The 22,150-nt window shown below is 41.3% G+C and carries 24 protein-coding genes and 1 other annotated feature; of the genes, 5 read left to right on the top strand and 19 right to left on the bottom strand.

Going from position 1 to position 22,150, the window contains the following annotated elements:
• Positions 1-3 precede the first annotated feature (3 nt).
• A complete protein-coding gene (gene trpR, locus AC19MX_RS06740) occupies positions 4-282 on the bottom strand; it encodes a trp operon repressor (RefSeq protein ID WP_498297210.1) in 279 nt (92 codons plus the stop codon).
• Positions 283-517: 235 nt separating this feature from the next.
• On the opposite strand from trpR, the gene AC19MX_RS06735 reads away from it, so the two are divergent.
• On the top strand, positions 518-967 hold the full coding sequence (locus AC19MX_RS06735; protein WP_498297262.1) for a c-type cytochrome: 450 nt from the start codon (positions 518-520) through the stop codon (positions 965-967).
• Between the two features lie 196 nt (positions 968-1,163).
• On the opposite strand, the gene AC19MX_RS06730 is transcribed toward AC19MX_RS06735, so the two are convergent.
• The gene (locus AC19MX_RS06730; RefSeq protein ID WP_498297209.1) at positions 1,164-1,829 is read right to left on the bottom strand and encodes a cytochrome b/b6 domain-containing protein; all 666 of its coding nucleotides are present in this window, start codon (positions 1,827-1,829) and stop codon (positions 1,164-1,166) included.
• 421 nt (positions 1,830-2,250) lie between these two features.
• Here AC19MX_RS06730 and hpf point away from each other — a divergent pair, with 421 nt between their 5' ends.
• On the top strand, positions 2,251-2,604 hold the full coding sequence (gene hpf, locus AC19MX_RS06725) for a ribosome hibernation-promoting factor, HPF/YfiA family (RefSeq protein ID WP_498297207.1): 354 nt from the start codon (positions 2,251-2,253) through the stop codon (positions 2,602-2,604).
• A 115-nt stretch (positions 2,605-2,719) separates the two neighbouring features.
• Positions 2,720-2,840, top strand: a sequence feature (Phe leader region).
• A 58-nt stretch (positions 2,841-2,898) separates the two neighbouring features.
• A complete protein-coding gene (locus tag AC19MX_RS06720) occupies positions 2,899-4,842 on the top strand; it encodes a chorismate mutase (protein WP_498297206.1) in 1,944 nt (647 codons plus the stop codon).
• Between the two features lie 80 nt (positions 4,843-4,922).
• Here AC19MX_RS06720 and AC19MX_RS06715 read toward each other — a convergent pair whose 3' ends face one another.
• From AC19MX_RS06715 to ffh, 8 genes are all read right to left on the bottom strand, one after another.
• A complete protein-coding gene (locus AC19MX_RS06715; protein WP_432399296.1) occupies positions 4,923-5,261 on the bottom strand; it encodes a hypothetical protein in 339 nt (112 codons plus the stop codon).
• 135 nt (positions 5,262-5,396) lie between these two features.
• Positions 5,397-6,536, bottom strand: coding sequence for a bifunctional chorismate mutase/prephenate dehydrogenase (gene tyrA, locus AC19MX_RS06710; protein WP_432399297.1), 1,140 nt, complete (start codon positions 6,534-6,536; stop codon positions 5,397-5,399).
• 11 nt (positions 6,537-6,547) lie between these two features.
• On the bottom strand, positions 6,548-7,639 hold the full coding sequence (locus AC19MX_RS06705) for a 3-deoxy-7-phosphoheptulonate synthase (protein WP_498297205.1): 1,092 nt from the start codon (positions 7,637-7,639) through the stop codon (positions 6,548-6,550).
• Between the two features lie 385 nt (positions 7,640-8,024).
• Entirely contained in the window at positions 8,025-8,378 is a 354-nt protein-coding gene (gene rplS, locus AC19MX_RS06700; RefSeq protein WP_188955527.1) for a 50S ribosomal protein L19, read from the bottom strand.
• A 33-nt stretch (positions 8,379-8,411) separates the two neighbouring features.
• A complete protein-coding gene (gene trmD / locus AC19MX_RS06695) occupies positions 8,412-9,158 on the bottom strand; it encodes a tRNA (guanosine(37)-N1)-methyltransferase TrmD (RefSeq protein WP_160053065.1) in 747 nt (248 codons plus the stop codon).
• Positions 9,159-9,173: 15 nt separating this feature from the next.
• Positions 9,174-9,704 (bottom strand): ribosome maturation factor RimM, encoded by a 531-nt coding sequence (rimM, locus tag AC19MX_RS06690; protein ID WP_160053064.1) that lies wholly within the window; start codon positions 9,702-9,704, stop codon positions 9,174-9,176.
• 25 nt (positions 9,705-9,729) lie between these two features.
• The gene (gene rpsP / locus AC19MX_RS06685; protein ID WP_160053063.1) at positions 9,730-9,981 is read right to left on the bottom strand and encodes a 30S ribosomal protein S16; all 252 of its coding nucleotides are present in this window, start codon (positions 9,979-9,981) and stop codon (positions 9,730-9,732) included.
• A 229-nt stretch (positions 9,982-10,210) separates the two neighbouring features.
• Positions 10,211-11,584: a signal recognition particle protein gene (ffh, locus tag AC19MX_RS06680; protein WP_188955533.1), complete on the bottom strand. Its 1,374-nt coding sequence runs from the start codon at positions 11,582-11,584 to the stop codon at positions 10,211-10,213.
• Between the two features lie 274 nt (positions 11,585-11,858).
• Between ffh and AC19MX_RS06675 the strand changes: the two genes are divergently transcribed.
• Complete coding sequence (locus AC19MX_RS06675; RefSeq protein WP_498297203.1) at positions 11,859-12,647, top strand: cytochrome C assembly family protein; 789 nt, start codon at positions 11,859-11,861, stop codon at positions 12,645-12,647.
• Between the two features lie 151 nt (positions 12,648-12,798).
• On the top strand, positions 12,799-14,088 hold the full coding sequence (locus AC19MX_RS06670) for an HlyC/CorC family transporter (protein WP_498297201.1): 1,290 nt from the start codon (positions 12,799-12,801) through the stop codon (positions 14,086-14,088).
• Between the two features lie 85 nt (positions 14,089-14,173).
• Here the strand turns inward: AC19MX_RS06670 and AC19MX_RS06665 are convergent, their stop codons facing one another.
• The 9 genes from AC19MX_RS06665 to AC19MX_RS06625 all read right to left on the bottom strand — a co-directional run bounded on the left by AC19MX_RS06665 (position 14,174) and on the right by AC19MX_RS06625 (position 22,041).
• The gene (locus AC19MX_RS06665; protein ID WP_498297199.1) at positions 14,174-14,695 is read right to left on the bottom strand and encodes an Mpo1 family 2-hydroxy fatty acid dioxygenase; all 522 of its coding nucleotides are present in this window, start codon (positions 14,693-14,695) and stop codon (positions 14,174-14,176) included.
• A 115-nt stretch (positions 14,696-14,810) separates the two neighbouring features.
• A complete protein-coding gene (gene acpS / locus AC19MX_RS06660) occupies positions 14,811-15,191 on the bottom strand; it encodes a holo-ACP synthase (protein ID WP_498297198.1) in 381 nt (126 codons plus the stop codon).
• Positions 15,191-15,928 (bottom strand): pyridoxine 5'-phosphate synthase, encoded by a 738-nt coding sequence (gene pdxJ, locus AC19MX_RS06655; protein ID WP_498297196.1) that lies wholly within the window; start codon positions 15,926-15,928, stop codon positions 15,191-15,193. The genes acpS and pdxJ overlap by 1 nt, the downstream gene beginning before the upstream one ends.
• Positions 15,929-16,023: 95 nt before the next feature.
• The gene (gene recO / locus AC19MX_RS06650; RefSeq protein ID WP_498297195.1) at positions 16,024-16,737 is read right to left on the bottom strand and encodes a DNA repair protein RecO; all 714 of its coding nucleotides are present in this window, start codon (positions 16,735-16,737) and stop codon (positions 16,024-16,026) included.
• A 45-nt stretch (positions 16,738-16,782) separates the two neighbouring features.
• The gene (gene era / locus AC19MX_RS06645) at positions 16,783-17,787 is read right to left on the bottom strand and encodes a GTPase Era (protein WP_498297193.1); all 1,005 of its coding nucleotides are present in this window, start codon (positions 17,785-17,787) and stop codon (positions 16,783-16,785) included.
• Positions 17,784-18,464, bottom strand: coding sequence for a ribonuclease III (rnc, locus tag AC19MX_RS06640; RefSeq protein WP_432399306.1), 681 nt, complete (start codon positions 18,462-18,464; stop codon positions 17,784-17,786). The genes era and rnc overlap by 4 nt, the downstream gene beginning before the upstream one ends.
• Positions 18,464-19,378, bottom strand: a complete 915-nt coding sequence (gene lepB / locus AC19MX_RS06635) for a signal peptidase I (RefSeq protein WP_432399307.1) — start codon at positions 19,376-19,378, stop codon at positions 18,464-18,466. The genes rnc and lepB overlap by 1 nt, the downstream gene beginning before the upstream one ends.
• Positions 19,379-19,570: 192 nt before the next feature.
• Positions 19,571-21,361, bottom strand: coding sequence for a translation elongation factor 4 (gene lepA, locus AC19MX_RS06630; protein WP_432399308.1), 1,791 nt, complete (start codon positions 21,359-21,361; stop codon positions 19,571-19,573).
• A 206-nt stretch (positions 21,362-21,567) separates the two neighbouring features.
• Positions 21,568-22,041 (bottom strand): SoxR reducing system RseC family protein, encoded by a 474-nt coding sequence (locus AC19MX_RS06625; RefSeq protein ID WP_432399500.1) that lies wholly within the window; start codon positions 22,039-22,041, stop codon positions 21,568-21,570.
• Positions 22,042-22,150: the final 109 nt, after the last annotated feature.

The raw sequence follows: 22,150 nt of genomic DNA, 5'->3' as shown, positions 1-22,150 counted from the left end.
CTCTTAATCTAGAATTAACTTTCTGACTTTGGCTCGCTGGCTTGGCGACATATTCTTTAAATAATTTGAGCAACGTGTAATGGTGGCAATACTCACTTGATTTTCAGCGGCAATCTGTCGTTGGCTCATTTCTCCGGCAAGTAACGTTTGGAACACCTGTAAACGGCCAGACACAGCGCTTCTCTCTTCTTCTGTTAGCAATAATTGAAACAACACTGATAGATCTTCATCATTTGCATGAGTTAATATTTTATCTACAACTAAATTCCAGTTGGCACGCATAATTTTTATTCTCTTTGTAGTAATGCCGAAACAGTACAAGTGTATCAATTAACTTGAGTACTTTGCAAAATACTGCCTTGATTACCTTTGATAAAACAAATCGCATTTTTGCAATAAAATTGTGTAGAATAAAACTGTGACTGATTACACGTTTACTCTCATAATGATATGTGTAACAGGCTTAAATAAGTGCTATGGAACCCGTGCTATTACTAGAAAGAAGAGAAGGATCATGATGAAAAAGACATTACTTGCTATTGCAGCGACAGCAATATTAATCCCTGCCGCATTTGCCCACAACTTTGAAGAACCTGCTGACGCGATTGAATATCGTCAATCTGCATTTGGTTTGATTGCATATAATTTTGGTGACATGGGTGCAATGTTAAAAGGTAAAAAGCCATTTGATGCGACTGTGTTCAGCAGCCGTGCAGACAATGTTGCAGCGCTATCTAAACTGCCTCACGAAGGTTTTATCGCTGGTTCTGATAAAGGCGACACCGAAGCACTTGCTAAAATTTGGCAGGACAAAGCAGATTTCGACAGCAAAATGACCGAATTTCAAGATAACGCTGCGGCATTATCTGTTGCAGCTAAATCTGCTGACAAAAACCTCATTAAACAAGCTTTTGCTAACACAGGTAAAAGCTGTAAAGGTTGTCATGACGTATACAAAAAAGATTAAGACTGTCTTTATCACAATCTAAATCGAGTTAAACGTTTGAAAAGCCCATAAATTATGGGCTTTTTTACATGCGTTTTACGCTCAGGATGATGTGCATAAAACAAGGGTAGACTTATCTACAGGTTGTCAGACTTACTTTATTAGAATAACATTTTCGCTCGCTTTCACTGTTCACAACCAGCAACACTCTCTTTATTTATAAAAAACTCACCACGGGCTCCAGCAATAGCCACCAAATAAAACCAAAAATGACAGCAATAATAACCAAAGCCAACCAAGGTGAGCGTAGATTGGGCTTTGCGGTATGCTCCCCGACTTGCTTATAACCGCTGAACATCGCTTTTAGAATATTATCGCCTTTAACAACATGTATTATTACAGCCAAAATATGAATCGCTGCCAAAGCCAAAATAATATTAAAATTTGTCTTATGTAACCAGGTTAACCAAGAGGCGGTATCTGACGACACGAGGTGTATCAGCGGGCCCTCAGTAAAAATATCATCTGTCGCAAATAACCCAGTAGTCAATTGCAATGCTAATAACCCTAGCAATGCAAATACCATGTACCCTCCTAGAGGATTATGGCCAATGGATAAGGGTTTCGGTTGACTGGCCGCATACTGAATAACTTTTTTAGGCGAGACAAAAAAGTGACTAAATTTTGCCGTATCACTGCCAATAAACCCCCACACCAATCTAAACGCAATGAGTGTCATTAATACATAAGCCAGCACTTGGTGCCACTGCATCTCCCCAATATCAGCAGTCCACCATAATCCACCCAATAGCGCCACCATAACCCAGTGGAATAAACGAGTAGGAAAGTCCCATACCTTAATTTTACGTTGTTCTATACTCATTAATAATCACTCTTAACATGCTGCTTATTGCTCGATTATAAGCGAATAAAAAATGATTTAAATCATTTAGGTAAAGGTATTGCGGCTAAATAGGGAGTTATTGGTAAGCAAAAGAGAATTCTTGGTAAACAAATAGGGAAAGTACAGCTAAAGCGAAAATCCTGAAAACATGTTGCCCTGAAGAGGTTTTTTTAGATTTTTATTGGTAAAAAAGGTAATTGAGGAACTGCTTATCCATTCAAATATGGGCCTATCGTCGACGTAATACAAGTACATTTTAACGATAAATTATCAAAAATGTCTAAGGGGTTAAATATGCTGCACTCGACACTAACAGCCTGCAGAAATGTGATTTAGATCACAACTTTTATGGCTAACCTTGGTAATCTGAACTTAAGCAAACAACAAGAAGGTTCTAAATATGCTGAAAATCACTAGCAAACAACTTGAAGTCACTGCCCTCATCCGCGAACGTATTAAAGGAAGATTAGAAAAACTATCTCGACACGATATACAGTTAATTAATCCGCACGTTATTATCACACAAGAAAAGCAATTGTTTAAAATTGAGGCTTCGGTTGGATTACCTAGTGGAGATTTATTTGCCCAGGCGAAAAGTGAAAACCTATACGCAGCGATTACTGCAATGGGACAAAAGCTGGAAAAACAGCTAAACCGCCTGACTCACAAACCCCAGGCTCAACGCCACGTATCATTACCCAATGACACAGAAAGCGAATTTGAGTATGTCTATAAGGAGGAAAACGCAGCTTGATGTTAATTATCTTTCACCAGCGCACCTTCGGGTGCGCTTTCTTTTGCCTATAATGACATCTTGTTGAGTAGAATTACATTGACAGGTTAACGCAGTGGCTTTAGTTTTACCCTATGAACACAAAAATATTCCGTTTTTTTATTTTCTTTTTTATTCAGCCCACCCTCGGAGGCGGATTTTCTGTGTAAAAACGAAAATGAAAATTCTAAAGCCTCCCACTGGGAGGCTTTTTTGTCTTATGTATACTGCTGTATTATTTGATACGCCAGTAAATCGCGTTACATTGAGGTCAATATGCAAAAACCACCAGAGTTAAGTCAAACTCGTGAGCAAATAACAGCGTTAGATAAATCACTGCTAGCACTGTTATCTAAACGTCGTCAATTGAGCTTAAATGTCGCGCGCAGTAAAGAAATCGATGTCAGACCAATACGTGATACTCAACGGGAAAAAGAGTTACTAGAACGCTTAGTACAGCAAGGGCGTGATCAAGGGCTCGATGCACATTTTGTCATATCGCTTTACCAAAGCATCATTGAGGATTCGGTGCTCTTTCAACAAACCTACTTGCACGGCCGAGCAAATCCTGACACTCAAAAACAGCAATATACTGTGGCTTACTTAGGTGCCAGAGGTTCATATTCATATTTAGCGGCTACACGCTATTGTTCCCGTCGTCAGGTAGAAATGATTGATTTTGGCTGTCAAAGTTTTGATGACATAGTGAATGCTGTTGAGTCAGGACATGCCGATTATGGTTTTTTGCCGATAGAAAACACCTCATCAGGCTCAATAAACGAAGTGTATGATGTTTTGCAACATACAACCTTATCCATTGTCGGTGAAACGACAATAGAAGTTGGCCATTGCTTACTGACAAAACCAGATTGTAAGCTCGCTGATATCAAAACGATTTATGCCCACCCACAGCCGATAAGTCAATGTAGCCGTTATTTAAGCCAGTACCCGCACATTAAACTCGAATATTGTTCGAGCAGTGCTGAGGCAATGACAAAAGTCATTGAGGCCGGCAATAACTCAGTCGCCGCGATTGGCAGTGCTGAAGGCGGTGCTTTGTATCAATTGGTGGCACTTGAAAACGGTTTAGCTAACCAAAAAATAAATCAAAGCCGTTTTATTGTTGTCGCCAGAAATGCCTCTGCAGTGCCATCGCAATTGCCTGCTAAAACAACATTGATTATGGCTACAGGGCAAAAGCCCGGTGCTCTGGTTGAAGCACTATTAGTATTAAAAGCCCATAATCTCAACATGAGTAAGCTTGAGTCTCGCCCTATTCCTGGTACGCCATGGGAAGAAATGTTCTATTTAGACATAGATGGCAACTTAGCCACAACGGAAGTACAACAAGCGATTAAAGAGCTAGAGCGGTTAACACGCTTTATCAAAGTGTTAGGTTGTTATCCGTGTGAAACAGTTAAGCCCACGCAACTATCACAAGCTCAGCTGCTAATAGAACCCGACAGCTCTAAGCAGGAACCGGTTAAAGTGCAATTGAGTAGCCAAGCTAAACATTCTCGAGCTTATAAGGCACAGGATACCCAGCTTGTCTGTCAGCATATGCAGTTAGGTGCAGGTCAATTCAGCGCACTACAACAGATTAATTTGCCAATAGACAACACAGTACTAGCAACGCAAGCTAAGCTAATTAAAGAAGCGGGTTTTCAAGCAATACTGCTTAACGATTTAAAAAATCAAATGAGCGAACAGCAGCTCAAGCAACATGCCCTTGTGATTGAACAAGCAGGGCTACTGTGCATAATGCAAATTGATCAAGAGCAAGAGTTCACCTTGGCAAGTCAATTAGCCGATATGATCATTCTGGCCGGTAAACAAATGTACAACCCAGACATGTTAACGTTAATTGGATCCGTTAATTTACCGGTCATATTAGAACGTAACACAATGGCAAGCATTGACGATTGGTTGCAAGCCGCTGATACGGTGCTCAGCCATGGCAATCAACAACTTGGATTATGTGAATCAGGAGTGAGAAGTTTTACTCACCCAGAGCAGCTCAGCCTCGATTTAGCTGGCGTGGTGGAAGTTAAATCGCGTAGCCACTTACCTGTGATAGTTAATACCAGCTTCTGCGTCAATCTAGCATTATTAAGCACTCATGCTAACGCAGTAAAACAACTTAAGGCTGATGCTATCGTATTACTGCAACAAGATGATGTTTCTCAGGCAGACATTATTCATGGTTTGTATCAAGTCTAAAGTGTGTTTAAAGCCCATAAAAAATGCCGAGATAATTCTCGGCATTTTTATTCCAATGTTATCTAGGCTTTAACAACAAATCACACTGCGAGCCCATCATTGAGGCTTATCCAGCCTTTGAAAATACGGTAACTAAACCAACTGACACCGACAAGATACATCGGCAAACTTAACCATAATGGACTAATCCAGTAACCCGCGATAAAAAATGGGCACAAACCGATAATACTCATGCGTTGCCAGCGTAAATGGCTGCCAAGCACGGAGTCAGGATTAACATTTTTTTGAATTAAGTTAAGCCATAAGCTGAGTAACACAGGAACAAAAAATAGTGGAAAAGCACTCATTAAGCCGTAAAGAAAATGCCCAAGGGAATTATCTTCAACCTGTTGTACAGGTAGCATATGCGATGGTGTCATCGACATGGGTTTCCTCCGAAGGCAAGTTTTTTAGATATTAGCTAACGATGAATAAACCCGAAAATCGGTTCATCTCGTTAGCTAAACATAAGCTTTGTGTTATTGTTTGGCAATAATTTGATCGATTAAAAATGATTAACCTGTCTTCATATCATTGACTGATTGTAACATTGCACGGCTTTCATGTTGGAACTGAGGCGCAAAATCACCAAACCATTTTGCGACACGTTGAAATTGCGTAACAAACTCTTGGCGATTACCAGATTTAAGCATGGCAAGCGCATCACGATAATTATCTAAATAATCACTAATCGCATGTTGGCTGCCTTGTTGGGCAAAAATTATATCGGCATAAAGTTCAGGATCTTGAGCAAACAATCTGCCGACCATAGCTAACTCTAATCGATAAATAGGCGAGCTAAACTGTAATAGATTATCGATATCGGCTTCTTCTTTACACAGATTTAAACCGTAAACAAAAGTCGAAAAGTGACGCATTGCCTGAACAAGTTGCATCGCATTATCATGACGTTCAGCTTCAGCTTCAACAATTCGTGCGCCCCAAATCTCAATTTGTTGCAATAACCATTGGTAAGCCTCCGGTTGACGACCATGACAGACCACCACGACTTGTTTAGCTAAGCTACCTACATCAGGACCAAACATAGGATGTAAACCGACTACAGGGCCTTTATGGGCGGCTAGCATCGCTGCTAGCGGCTTTTCTTTAATAGAGGTTAAGTCTGCTAAAATACAATTTGATGGTAATTGGGTTAATTTCTCGCGGATAACTTCACAGGTAACATTAATCGGCACGGTGACAATCACTAAGCCTGCCCCGTCAAAAATAGCATTAGCATCTTGCCAGTCATTCTTATCAATGCTTTTTACTTTGTAACCAGACAGCGTCAGCATTTGGGTAAACAACTGGCCTAACTTACCTTGGCCGCCAACCACGACTACATGCCCTAAATCTTGCTTAACTTGCTTAAAGCCAACATCTTTTTCATTCAAGTAAGACTCACGCATTAATCGGCGCAAGATATCTTCGATAAGTTGTGGCGACACATTCATATTTTGTGCTTCTGCACGACGTTTCGCCAGCATTGATGCTTCGCGCTGAGGCGCATAAATTGGCACGCCAGCAGAATGCTTTACCGCACCAACTTGAGCAACTAAATCAAGACGTTTACGCAGTAAATGCAACAGTTGCTGATCGACACCATCAATAAGGTCGCGTAAATTCTCAAGATCAGCCGTCGTCTTTTCGTTCATATTATTATCCATTAACCGTTGGCAACCTGTAGCATATCGAATCGATTCGGTAACACTGCAGACAACTGGTTAGCGCCTTGTCTTAAAATGGTTTCAGTGGTTTCCCAATCAATGCATGCATCAGTAACAGAAACACCGTATTTTAGCTCTGCTAATGGCTTATCTGAACTCTGATTTCCTTCATTGAGGTTACTTTCAAGCATAACACCGATAATCGATTTATTACCTGTCTCAATCTGGTTAAATACGTCTTCACAAACGTTTTTCTGACGCAAATGATCTTTTGAAGAGTTTCCATGACTACAATCAACGACCAAACGAGCACTGAGTTTTGCTTTGTGAATTTGCGCTTCGCTTTGTGCAACACTCACCGCATCATAATTGGGTGTTGAACCGCCACGTAAAATAATATGTCCATCTGGATTACCAGCCGTTTGTAGTAATGCCACTTGGCCTTCTTGATTAATACCCATAAAGCGATGGCTGCTTGCTGCAGACTTGAGTGCATTAATGGCCACCTCGAGTTTCCCGTCGGTGCCATTTTTAAAGCCCACTGGCATCGAAAGGCCTGATGCCATTTCGCGGTGAGTTTGAGATTCTGTGGTTCTTGCGCCAATGGCAGACCAGGTCACGAGCTCAGATAAATACTGCGGGCTAATGGGATCTAATGCCTCTGTTGCGATGGGAAGCTCAAGCTCTGCAAGCCAAATCATTAACTCACGTGCCATTCTTAAGCCTTTTTCAACATCAAATGACTCATCCATATCAGGATCATTAATTAATCCTTTCCACCCCACGGTAGTACGCGGCTTTTCAAAATAGACACGCATTAAGATATAAAATTCACCGCTTAACTCATCATGGAGTTTTTTCAGCTTTAATGCGTATTCTTTGGCGGCATCGATATCATGAATAGAGCAAGGACCGGTCACAACGAGCACACGGTTGTCGCGTTTATGCACGATATCAGCGACTTGTTTACGTGCATTAAGAATATATTGATAAGCATGAGTAGAGAGTGGCAGTTCTTTTTTTAACTCTGCTGGAGTGACTAAAACTTGCTCTGAACTGATGTGCACATTGTTAATCGTATCTTGCTGCATACTAATACTCTCTTTTGACGACAGACCAAAGGTCACTAATAGATTTATGTTTAGGTATTGCACAGTGATATTGTATTTTTGTACCGCTACACCATTACAACGTTAAAGCAACTATGCCTGTGCAAAGCTCCTAGAGCAAGGCTTATTTACACAAAGGAGTAAAAAACGACTTCGTGAAGATGTGATGTATAAAAACAGCCATGAATTTTGTGCTTTTCGCGGAGACCTTTCTACCCGCTGTTATCATTTAATTAATTGTTATCACTTTCTTAACTATTTCTTACTTTATTAATTGTTATGATTTTTTAAAAGCCCCACAAACAAAAACCCGCCTTTCGGCGGGTTGTTGTGCGAACACTGCATCTTTATTTTTAATCGGTAACTATTACTTAGTTGCCAATTTTTCACGGATACGTGCAGATTTACCTGAACGCTCACGTAAATAGTACAGCTTAGCACGACGTACACGGCCGCGACGCTTAACTTCGATGCTAGCAATTAATGGGCTATGCGTCTGGAAAGCACGCTCAACACCTTCACCATTAGAGATTTTACGTACTGTGAATGCAGAGTGCAGACCACGGTTACGCTTTGCGATAACGATACCTTCAAAAGCCTGAAGACGCTCTTTATCACCTTCTTTAACACGTACTTGAACCACTACTGTATCACCAGCACCGAAATCAGGTACGTCTGTTTTCATTTGCTCATCGTTGAGCATTTTAATGATGTTGTTCATAACTACTCCATTCTAGAATTAACTGAGCATTGACTATGCGGACTTGTCCGTTTCATTCACGAACTGCGCTAATAAAGTCGTTTGTTCGTCAGTCAGAGCTAGATTTTCAAATAATTCTGGTCGTCTCAAAAAAGTTCTTCCGATACTTTGTTGCAAACGCCAGAGTCTAATTTTTTCGTGGTCACCGCTTAACAGCACTGCCGGTACATCCATGCCATCCAATTGTTCAGGGCGTGTATAATGAGGACAATCCAGTAAACCTTCAGAGAAAGAATCTTGCTCTGCTGATGCTTGCTTGCCTAGTACACCAGGTACTAAACGAGCCACTGAATCGATTAACGTCATTGCCGGTAATTCTCCGCCCGAAAGCACATAATCACCGATAGACCACTCTTCATCCACTTCCGTTTGAATAATGCGTTCATCAACACCTTCGTATCGACCACACACTAAAATCAATCGGTCTGATTTAGCCAACTCAGTCACGCCTTGCTGATCCAGCTTACGTCCCTGAGGTGACAAGTAAATCACTTTTGCCCCATCACCTGCAGCAGCTTTTGCTGCATGGATAGCATCGCGTAAAGGTTGCACCATCATCAACATTCCCGGGCCACCACCATAAGGGCGGTCATCCACAGTACTGTGTCTATCATGGGTGAAATCACGAGGATTCCACGTTTGCACCTCTAGCAGGCCGCTTTTGACGGCTCGACCCGTAACACCAAAGTCTGTAACGGCACGAAACATCTCTGGAAACAGGGTGATTACCCCTAACCACATATGTTGTACCTCGACTTAGAAGTCAGGATCCCAGTCCACTAAAATCTGTTTCTCTTGCAAATTCACCTGTTTGATGAATTGCTCGGGGACAAAGGGGACCATACGTTCCACTTTGCCGAAGGCATCTTTAGCGTTAGCTTTAATCAGAAGTACGTCGTTTGATCCTGTTTCCACGATCTGGTCGACAATACCCATGTTATAGCCGTTTATATTGGTCACTTCACAGCCGATAAGATCACGGTGATAAAATTCATCATCAGCGAGGTCTTTCATTTGTTCTGGCAAAATCGCAATTTCACAATTAGTGAGCATTTGCGCATGCTCTCGAGAGTTAACACCTTCAAGTTCAGCAACCAGTGCCTTACCTTGAAAACGCCACTGTGCGACCTTAACTTCACGCCAAACACCTTGTTCTTTAATCAACCAAGGCGAATAATCAAAAATACCTTCAACAGAATCGGCATAGGAAGTGATTTTAAGCCAACCTTTAATACCATGACTGGATCCTAATTTACCCAGTACGATTGGTTGTTGGTTATCGCTCATCTATCTATACCTTTTTAATACGCAATTAAGCAGCAGCTTTACGTGCGTCTTTGATCAGTTTTGCAACACGCTCAGATGTTGCAGCGCCAGTAGCAACCCAGTGCTCAACACGATCAAGATCTAAACGTAAAGTTTCTTCTTGGCCACGAGCCAATGGATTGAAAAAACCTACACGTTCGATGAAACGACCGTCACGAGCATTGCGGCTATCAGCAACAACGATATTGTAAAATGGACGCTTTTTTGCGCCGCCACGAGCTAAACGAATGGTAACCATGCGTTTTATTCCTCTAATGATTTGCTAGAAGCAAAAATAAAAACTGGAACTCCGTGTTCGCGAAGAGTCCCAGAAAGAAAGCCGGAAGATTTTACCTGACTTTTGAACTATTGCAACCAAATCTGATGATTTTTAAATCACCGATTTAGCGACCTTAATTGTAAAGACATAACCTAACCAACTGATGTGTGTATCAATTAACTGCATTTATGTATAAAAGATGGCTCAATTAACGTCCTGGAAATTTCATCCCAGGAGGTAACATTCCGCTCATTCCGCGCATCATCTTCTTCATGCCACCCTTTGCAGACATCTTTTTCATCATTTTCTGCATTTGGGTAAACTGTTTTAATAAACGGTTAACGTCTTGAATTTGAGTGCCAGAACCTAATGCGATTCGGCGTTTACGAGACCCTTTGATTAAGTCTGGGTTTTTACGCTCTTTGGCTGTCATCGAGTTGATGATGGCTTCCATTTGACCGGTCATTTTGCCGTCTTGGACTTGAGCTAAAGCCTCTGGTGGTAATTGACCTACACCAGGTAACTTTTCAAGCATGTTCATCATGCCGCCCATGTTTTTCATTTGCTGTAATTGCTCACGAAAATCTTCTAGGTCAAAGCTGCCACCCGATTTTACTTTTGAAGCAAGTTTCATTGCTTTGTCTTTATCGACACCGCGTTCAACTTCTTCAATGAGTGACAACACATCACCCATACCTAAAATGCGTGACGCAATACGGTCTGGATGGAACGGTTCTAACGCATCGGTTTTTTCACCGACACCTAAAAACTTAATTGGTTTACCGGTAATGTTACGGATAGATAACGCCGCACCACCACGCGCATCGCCGTCTACCTTAGTTAAAATAACACCGGTTAGCGGTAATGCTTCATTAAATGCTTTGGCGGTATTGGCCGCATCTTGCCCGGTCATTGCGTCGACCACGAACAAGGTTTCTACCGGTTTAACCGTAGCATGGAGTTGTTTGATTTCATCCATCATGGCTTCATCGACGTGTAGGCGACCTGCCGTATCGACAATCACCACATCAATAAATTTAAGCTTGGCGTAGCTAATTGCCGCTTTAGCAATATCTACTGGCTTTTGACTAACATCTGATGGAAAAAATTCAACGTCAACTTCTAATGCTAACGTTTCTAACTGTTTAATTGCCGCTGGGCGGTATACGTCAGCACTGACCACTAACACAGATTTTTTGTGACGAGTACGTAGGAACTTACCTAGCTTAGCGACAGAGGTGGTTTTACCCGCACCTTGTAGACCGGCCATCATAATAACGGCTGGCGGTATCGCCGCTAAATCTAACGCTTCGTTAGACTCACCCATGGCTTTTTCAAGCTCACTTTGGACGATTTTAATAAAAGCTTGCCCAGGGCTTAAGCTTTTTGATACTTCTTGACCTACAGCGCGTTCTTTTACGCTGTTAACGAATTCTCTAACAACAGGTAAAGCGACATCTGCTTCAAGCAGCGCCATACGCACTTCACGCAAGGTTTCTTTAATGTTGTCTTCTGTTAAGCGACCACGGCCACTAATATTTTTTAGTGTGCGTGACAGTCTGTCGGATAAATTTTCAAACATTGGCCAGCTCTTTTCAGCATATCGATAATTGTGGCTATTATACCCAAGCCACTCTAAATTACGATACTTGCGGCGATCAGTTATCGTGATTAGGTAAATTATTTGCAGCTAAGGGTAAGATACTGTTAAATTTTGAGCCTCAGGTCACTGCCATATTAGGGGGTGATCATGTTAATCTAAGACAAATAATGAGATTGCGGTGCGTCGGCAATATTTTTATCGCGCTTACCGCTTTTTCAGCGACGCTTTCATTACTTTGACAGGTTGATTTCAAATGGTTATTTTTTCAGCTGGCGCCATGCTGTTTTATTGCATTGCTTTAGTGTTAGTCACCAGCAGACTATTTCATGCACAAGGCCCTAACCGCAGAGCGGTAATGATAGCGTCTAGTATTGCAGTGGTGTTGCATGGCTTTGCGTTATCAAATGCCATATTTACAATTGATGGCCAAAATTTTAGCCTAACCAATGTGATTTCATTGGTGAATTGGATTATCGCTTTCACCTTTACTATCACTATGCCGCGTTTAAAAGTGATTATTGTTGTCCCTGTGGTCTATGCCTGCTCAGTGTTGTCTGTGGCATTGTTATGGTTACTGCCACCGCAATATATGACCCACTTCGAGCTTCATCCTGAAATTTTAGCTCATGTTGTGCTCTCTTTAATGGCTTACAGCGCCCTGATGATAGCCGCGTTATATGCTATTCAATTGTCATTTATCCAAAATAAGCTTAAAAAGAAACAAATGATGATGAGCCCAGCAATGCCGCCATTAATGACGGTTGAGAGGCAGCTTTATCATTTAATTATTATCGGATTTGTGTTGTTAAGTTTGTCTTTGGTGACTGGATTTGTATATTTAGATGACATGTTTGTAGATGGTAAAGGCCATAAAGCCATACTATCAATGATAGCGTGGGTAGTTTATGCCATTATGTTGTGGCAACAATATACCGTAGGCTGTAGAATTCGTACCGCTGTTATCTATAGTTTATCTGGCGCAGGTTTACTGTCGTTGGCCTATTTTGGTGCAAGAATTGTTAAAGAACTGATATTAAGTTAGTTTTGTAACTTAACAGCCAGATAACAAGCTGTTTATCATTGATTCATCAAATAAGATAACTTGACACAAACAGTCATTAATAAATAATGACTGTTCAAATTTTATGTATTGGTGATATTTACCAACTTTAATGTATTAATGGGGCCCTTTTTTGGACGCTATATCTACCAGCGCACTTTTTATTTTTCTTGCAGTTTTAATTATCATTTCTGCTTATTTCTCTGGTTCAGAAACTGCAATGATGACCTTAAACCGTTATCGATTGAGGCATCTTGCAGGCAGTGGTCATCGCGGAGCACAGCGCGCTTTAAAGCTGCTTGATCGTCCTGATCGGCTCATCGGTCTAATCCTCATCGGTAATAACCTGGTAAACATTCTAGCTTCTGCCATAGCAACTATTATTGGTATGCGTTTATTTGGCGATATGGGCGTGGCGATTGCAACCGGTGTATTAACTATTGTTGTGTTAGTTTTTGCAGAAGTAACCCCTAAGACATTTGCGGCGTTGCACCCTGAGCGAATAGCATTTCCCTCGAGTGTGATATTAGGCTGGCTATTAATATTGCTATCACCTTTTGTCAAAGCGATTAACTTAATCACTTCAGGTTTTTTACGCCTAATGGGTATTAAAACTGTTAAAACAAGTGACGCATTAAGCCAAGAAGAGTTACGTACAGTTGTACACGAAGCTGGCGCACTCATTCCACAGCGTCACCAAGAAATGTTGTTATCTATTCTTGATTTAGAAAAAGTCACTGTTGAAGACATCATGATTTCGCGTTCTGACATTTACGCGATAAACGTTAATGATGACTTTAAGCTGATCAATAAAATGGTGATTCAAAGCCCTCATACACGTGTATTGGTTTTCCGTGACAATATTGATGATGCAGTAGGCTTTATTCACTTACGCGATGCGTTACGCTTACAATCTAAAGAACAATTCAGTAAGTCCTCTTTGCTTCGCGCAGTAAAAGAGTTGTACTTCATACCAGAAGGCACTCCACTGAACGTACAGCTGACAAACTTCCAACAAAACAAAGAGCGCATTGGTTTGGTCGTTGATGAATATGGCGACATTCAAGGTTTAGTGACTCTGGAAGATATTCTAGAAGAAATTGTTGGTGACTTTACAACGTCAATGGTTACCACGCCAAGTGAAGACATTAACATCCAACAAGATGGCAGTTTCTTAATTGACGCAACGATAAACATTCGTGATCTCAATAAAGAAATGAAATGGAACTTCCCTATTGATGGCCCTAAAACCCTTAATGGTCTTATCATTGAGTTTCTCGAAGACATTCCTGCTGCCAATACCAGCTTGCGTATTGCGGGTTACCATTTAGAAGTGATTGAAGTGGCTGATAACATGATTAAAGCAGTAAGAGTGTTACCCAGTCATTTAGACATTAAAGCTGCTGAGAATGATGATGAATAACCTCAGCAACATTGGTTAGCAAGCAACAAAAAAGGCGCATTGAGCGCCTTTTTTGTGTCTTAATGAAGCCGTTTTTTATTCGATATTAGCCATGTGATTTCGCTTCTAAAGCGCGGCGTTTATCTCGGGCAAGTGGTTTAATTTCTGCCGCAAGATCTTTTTCCCAACCAAACATAAAATAGAGTTCTGCCATCAAGAAAAATGGACCTATTAACAGTTGATTTAAATCATCCATAAAAGCAGGTTTGGCTTTTTCATATTTATGACCAACAAATTGAATGACCCAACCTAACGCAAAAACACTTAAGGCAATCAACATAGGATGTTCAGTATGAACCACCATTTCAGTGGTATAAAGTACCGGTATAATAAACAACACTAACCCTAGGGCTAAGCGCACATGTAGCATCATGTAATAAGCTAATACTACCAATGTTAATACCATTGCTACACTCACTTGATAGTCCTGCCATGCTAATCGCAGTGTACCGAACATCAAAAATGCCGACCAAATAATCATTGGAACACCAACAAAATGAGTGCGTATATTTTTAGGGTTTAAATGAACGCTTTTATAAGTTGATAATTGTTCTACTGCCGATTTCATCTCGAGTCTCATGTTATTAGTTGTTGTTATCTTGTTAATTTAACCTAGTTTACTTAGTTTTAAAAGGTACAAAAAAAGGCGCCTATGCGCCTTTATATGAAAACGTAATGGTAAATTAACGCTCTAATACTACAGTGGCTACCGCATAATGTTGTTCATCAGCAATGCTGATAAACCCTCTACTGCCACCAAGTTGTGTTAAACGAGCAAGTGCACCGTCAGTAAAACGGATCATCGGAGCGCCATTGTCATCATTGTCGATGTGGATATGCTGAAACGAAACCCCTCGACCAATACCTGTACCTAACGCTTTAGCGGCGGCTTCTTTAGCAGCAAAGCGCTTTGCTAAAAAACGCTCTGCTTGCTTAGACTGCATGTATATTGCGAGTTCAGGCTCTGTGAGTACACGTTTAGCCAATCTGTCGCCTAGGCGTTCACGCTGCTCGTGTATACGGGCTATCTCAACAATATCGGTACCAATACCCACAATTGCCATTATTCGCCTCTACGGCCTTCCAGCATCAATTTTTTCATATCACGCACAGCTGTTTCTAAACCATCAATTGCAGCTCGAGCCACTACCGCATGACCAATATTTAATTCATACAATTCTGGAATAGCTGCTATCGCTTTAACATTATGATAATGCAAGCCATGCCCTGCATTCACTACTAAGCCTTTACTGTGAGCATAGCTTGCCATTTCGGCAATTCGTGCGAGTTCTTGGGCTTGTTCGGCATCGGTTTGTGCATCAGCATAACAACCTGTATGGATTTCTATGTAAGGTGCGCCCACAGCAACGGCAGCGTCAATTTGGGTTTTATCTGCGTCAATAAAAAGCGAAACTTTAATGCCTTGTTCAGCTAAACGGGTCACAGCTGAGGTGATTTTGTCTAACTGCCCTGCTACGTCCAAACCGCCTTCAGTCGTTAACTCTTCACGTTTTTCGGGGACTAAACACGCGTATGCAGGCTTTATATCACACGCGATAGCAATCATTTCTTCAGTAACAGCAAACTCAAAGTTCATGCGTGTTTTAAGGGTTTTTGCTAATAAGTAAACATCGCGGTCTTGAATGTGACGGCGGTCTTCGCGTAAGTGAATCGTAATACCATCAGCACCGGCATGTTCAGCGACAGCGGCTGCATGAACTGGATCGGGATAATTAGTGCCACGAGCTTGACGTAAAGTGGCGATATGATCGATGTTAATGCCTAATAAAATTCCGCTCACACCGAGCTCCTTAATATTAATAAACGAAGAATTGGACTTACCGTGATTTTGTACGAACTAAATTGTACTTGGTTCACGTCATAATAAGAAAAGCTTTATTGTGCATTTTTGGTAAATAATTGCCGGCTTAATAAGGGCTTATTTCCCAACAAAGGCGTCAACAAATAACGCATTAAGCCCTTTGCTTGATTAAGATGATCTGTTTGTAAGTCGTGCGATGCCAATGCTAACAACATTGCGCCTGATAAACAGCCTTTACCGTGCGTGAAACTCGACTCTTTGGTTTGCACCACGGGTAAGAAACCACTTTGCGCAACAAACCTATAGCTGCATTGCGCCTCTAGCTCATGGCCTTGATAGTCGTAATTTAATGAGGGGAAAGCACCTAGCTCAAGTAATAATGCCATTTCAAAATAACGTAAATGACTGGAGCAAAAACCTTTAGCAAGTGACATTAACGCACGATGATACGCTAAAAAAAGCCCTTCAGCCTGATGCTCTACTGATAATAATCGTACCAATAATTCATTAAGATAAAAGCCGGAATATAAACTATCACCGGTTAATGGCATCGCTGGGGCAGCAGACTCTATTTGGGTAATGTTTTTTAAGCCGAGGTTTTTGGCTTCAGATTGAGCACTAAATTGAATAATCAGCGGTTGAAATGGTTGTAAAATACTTTTAATTGACCGTTTGCCTGAACCCATTCGGGTAATGGCATCGACTCGCCCCACGCCTTCTATCAATAAATTGACAATCACACTCGACTCGCGAAAGGGTCGATGATGTAACACATAGCCACGTTTCATAGTGGCCATGCCTACAAAATAACGAATATAAGGAACGTTGGCGACTTAGTCATCGCCATAACCTAAACTTCTTAAAGCTCGTTCGTCATCAGCCCAACCTGATTTCACTTTAACCCAGACTTCAAGAAACACTTTATTGTCGAATAACGTTTCCATATCAAGGCGTGATTGAGTGGCAATAGTACGAATGCGCTCACCTTTATTGCCTATGACCATACGTTTTTGGCCTTCTCGCTCAACTAAAATCAGTGCGTTAATTTGATAGACACCGTTGTCCATCATTTTAAATTGCTCGATTTCAACTGTGGCATCATAAGGCAGTTCATCACCTAAAAAGCGCATAAGCTTTTCACGAACAATTTCAGAGGCCATAAAACGTTGCGAACGATCAGTAACGTAGTCTTCAGGGAAGTAAAACGGCGCTTCAGGTAACGACTCACGAGCCATCTCTAAAATGCGTTGCACGTTAGTGCCTTTACTGGCTGAAATTGGCAAAATCTCGTCAAAATCAAACTTCTGAGCAAGCTCAGTTAGATAAGGAAATAGCTTTTCCTTATCTTTAATATTATCGACTTTATTAATCGCTAAAATGATTTTTCGGTCATCGTTACGATGCTTGAGCTTTTGTAATACCATTTCATCGTCTGCGGTCCAGGTCATGCCGTCGACCACAAAAATTACCATTGCAACATCCGCTAATGAACTGGCTGCTGCTCGGTTCATTAAACGGTTAATGGCGCGTTTTTCTTCAATGTGTAAACCTGGGGTATCAATAAACACGATTTGGCCAGGGCCATCTGTATGAATGCCCATAATACGATGACGAGTCGTTTGCGGTTTTTTAGAAGTAATACTGATTTTTTGGCCAAGCAACTTGTTTAAAAGTGTCGATTTGCCTACGTTAGGACGACCGACAATAGCCACCATGCCACAATATGTCACATCAAATTTTGCGGCGGCGGTTGGGGCTGCTTGGTTCATCCTTGCCAGCAGTTCATCTAAGCTAGGTTCTTGATTAGCACCTGCTGGCAAGTCTGTTTTTTTTGTCATTTATTCAGTAACTCCAATACCTGAGCAGCGGCTAGCTGTTCAGCTTTTCTTCTAGAACTTGCCACACCAGTGACAACTTGATTCAATTCGCTAATTTTACATTCTACCGTGAAGGTTTGATCATGCGCTTCACCTTCTACAGCAACAACCTGATAGTCAGGCAATGGCTTTTTAAAGCCTTGTAAGTGCTCTTGTAAAATGGTTTTAGGATCTTTCTGATTAATCCCTGGTTTAATATTTGCTAATCTTTCTTCATACCAACTCAATAATAGACCACGGCAAACATCAAGGTTGGCATCAAGGTATACGGCACCAATAATAGCTTCTACAGCATCAGCCAGAATTGACTCACGTCTAAACCCGCCACTTTTTAGCTCGCCAGGACCTAAAAATAAATAGTCACCGAGTTTAAATTCTTTGGCGATTAACGTCAGCGTGTCACCTTTAACTAAGGTTGCGCGCATGCGGCTTAAGTCACCTTCAGTCGCCTTCGGAAATTGGTGATATAACGCATCCGAAATCACTATCGATAAAATCGAATCACCTAAAAACTCTAAACGCTCATTATGTTTATTTGCTGCGCTACGATGAGTTAATGCCTGAGTAAGTAACTCAACATTGTTAAACTCGTAACCTAAAGTACGGCACAAACGCGGCAAATTTTTAATGGGTTCCATCAATGTATTCCACCTACTCTATCAAAACGCACACCAGTTGGTACCCAAGTAGGTAACCAGTCATTCGGGGTGCGGTCAAATTCAAAACTAATCCAAATAGCAACCGCTTTGCCGACTAAGTTTTCTTCAGGCACGAAGCCCCAAAAACGACTGTCAGTGCTGTTATCGCGGTTATCACCCATCGCAAAATACATACCTTTAGGAACAACAAACTCTCCAGCAGGCAAGCCTGGCTGAGGATAAAAGTGTTGTCTAAAATCAGGACGCGCTGGATTAATCAAAATGTCATGTTGAACATCGCCTAACTGCTCACTTAACCGAATTAATGGCGTATCGTTTTGGCTAAATTCACCACGATTTAGCTCAGTATGTTCAATCACTTTAGGCGCGGCACAATCGGTAGCTGTGTCACAGGCTGCTTGAATCATTAACTGCTTATTACGGTAAATAATCTTGTCACCTGGTAAACCCACTACACGTTTAATGTAGTCAATTTTTGGATTTTCAGGGTATTTGAATACAAACACATCACCGCGCTCAGGCTCACCGGTTTCCACTAATTTGCTACGCCATACTGGGTCACGTAAACCATAGCTGAATTTTTCAACCAAAATAAAATCACCAACAAGCAATGTTGGCATCATTGAACCAGAGGGTATTTGAAAGGGTTCATAAATAAATGAACGTAAAATCATCACAAATGCGATAACCGGAAAGATAGAATGCGCGGTTTCCACTAAAATCGGTTCACGGACAATTTTATCAATCGCATCAGCACTCAATTGATTTGAGTTCGCTTGAGCTAATGCCAGCTTTTCACGGCGTTTAGGCGCAAAAAATATAACGTCAATCAACCAGATAAGACCACTACCTAAGGTTACGAGCACTAAAATAAGTGAAAAATAGGCTGCCATTACTGATTTATCTCCTGCAGGATGATGTAAATGTTTCCATATGGTTTGGGTAATAACCCAATTTAACTCATTCCAGTATGGTGATTAACGAATAAACATTCACCCTGTTGAGTGTTACAAAATATATAGTAAAAATAACGATAACGCCGCAATGCGCGGCGTTATTAAGCAAATTAAAACAATTAATTATAATTAATCGTTTAGTTTAAGTACCGCTAAGAATGCCTCTTGTGGCACTTCAACGTTACCCACTTGCTTCATGCGTTTTTTACCTTCTTTCTGCTTGTTAAGCAGTTTCTTCTTACGCGATACGTCGCCACCATAACATTTAGCGGTAACGTCTTTACGTAATGCTTTAATCGTTGAACGCGCAATAATCTGACTGCCTACAGCGGCCTGAATGGCAATATCAAACATTTGGCGCGGGATAAGCTCTTTCATCTTTTCAACGAGTGCTAAACCACGATGACGAATGTTAGAGCGGTGAATAATCATCGCTAAAGCATCGACACGGTCGCCGTTGATTAAGATGTCTAAACGCACCATGTCTGCCGCGTCAAAACGAATAAAGTTATATTCGAGTGAAGCATAACCACGACTGGTTGATTTTAGACGGTCAAAGAAGTCCATTACCACTTCGGCCATTGGTAAGTGATAAGTCACTGCCACTTGGTTGCCGTGATAAACCATATTGGTTTGCGAGCCACGCTTTTCAATACATAAAGTAATCACATTACCTAAGTATTCTTTTGGTACGAGGATGTTGGCTTCAACGATCGGCTCACGTAGCTCTTCGATATTATTAAGAGCAGGCAAATCCGACGGATTATCAACGTAAACAATATCGCCATTGTTCATCACAACTTCGTACACAACCGTCGGTGCGGTGGTGATCAAATCGAGGTTGTATTCACGCTCTAAACGCTCTTGAACAATCTCCATGTGGAGTAAGCCCAAGTAACCGATACGGAAACCAAAACCGAGCGCGCTCGAGGTTTCAGGTTCAAAAAACAGCGACGCATCATTCAAGCTCAGCTTGTTTAGCGCATCACGGAAGTTTTCGTATTCGTCAGTCGAAATAGGGAACACACCGGCATAAACCTGTGGCGTGACCTTTTTGAATCCTGGTAACGGTTTGTCTGCACCATTTTTTGCGTGAGTTAACGTATCACCCACTGGTGCACCGTGAATTTCTTTAATACCCGAAATAACATAACCCACTTCGCCTGCGCGCAGTTCCGGTGTATCTTTTTCTTTGGGCGTAAAAATACCTACACGGTCAGCATTGTAGTTTATACCGGTCGACATCACTTTAAACTTGTCGCCTTTTTTCAATACGCCATGTTTAATACGCACTAAAGAAACAACACCAAGGTAGGCATCAAACCATGAATCAATAATCAATGCTTGTAATGGCGCATTCTCATCACCAACTGGTGGTGGAATTTTGGCAATAATTTCTTCTAAAACAAGATCGACACCGATACCCGTTTTAGCAGAACAACGCACTGCGTCTTTAGCATCAATACCGACAATATCTTCAATTTCAGCAGCGACGCGATCAGGCTCAGCTTGTGGTAAGTCAATTTTATTAAGAATAGGGACAACGTCTAGATTCATATCTAGTGCGGTGTAACAGTTTGCAAGTGTTTGGGCTTCTACACCTTGTCCAGCATCAACAACTAATAATGCACCTTCACACGCGGCAAGCGAACGTGATACTTCATAAGAGAAGTCAACATGGCCGGGGGTGTCAATAAAGTTTAATTGATAGGTATTACCATCTTTTGCATGGTAATCAAGTGTTACGCTTTGGGCTTTAATCGTAATGCCACGCTCACGTTCTAGATCCATTGAATCTAAAACCTGTGCAGCCATTTCACGGTCAGTTAAGCCGCCACATACCTGGATCAGGCGATCGGATAAAGTTGATTTACCATGGTCGATATGGGCAATAATCGAGAAGTTTCTAATGTGTTTCATTATGCTGCAATGACTACTACTAAATTTGATTAAAATTAAGGTGGCAAATTGTACCTGATTAGGGGGGCAATACCAATCAGATTCAGCAATAGTCTCTATTTTGCCGCTAAGATAGGTCAAAATGCCAAGTTTATGTGGTTGATTATAGCCCTAATAGGGCCTGTTAAAGCAGGAATTAAGTATTAACTTACCGAAATATGACTAATTTAGGCTTGATGAGCACGAATAACACCGACTTCTTGACCTAAATAGGCAATGATCACTGGCGATGCATCCATTTCTATTTTACTGGCTAAACGTTTACCGATAAACCAAGCGATGACAGCGCCAATCGCACCAAAAACCATCGCAAACGCGTTCGTGCTTAAATCGAGCCCAGCAGCAAATAAATGACCAAATGTGGCAAAGACAAATAAACCAAGCAAAGGTAATAAATAAACTAATGCGGCAGCTTTGATAATCACACTTTCAGGCAAGCCGACTTTCAGTAAGTCGCCTTCACGGCAAGGTTTATCAGCAGGTAATGAAAAGCGTTGCGTTTTTACTGAAAAAGCTTTGGCAATCGTTGATGTACCGCAGTTTTCACTACTGGCACAATGATTACAGGCACTTTTTAATTCAACTTCAACGGTAGCCCAGCCTTGTTGATAATCAACCACGCGAGCAATTTCTTCCATCATTGTTGATTGTGAAGATGTTGATTGTGGCACTGTTGATTGGCTCATAAAACGACCTATAACCTCGGATGACACAATATTAACACAAAGCGAAATAACACGGTTATTCCTT

This window comes from Shewanella sp. MF05956 (assembly GCF_059758055.1).
Note: the sequence above shows the minus strand (reverse complement) of the source record. Positions and strands in the feature narration are given on the sequence as shown.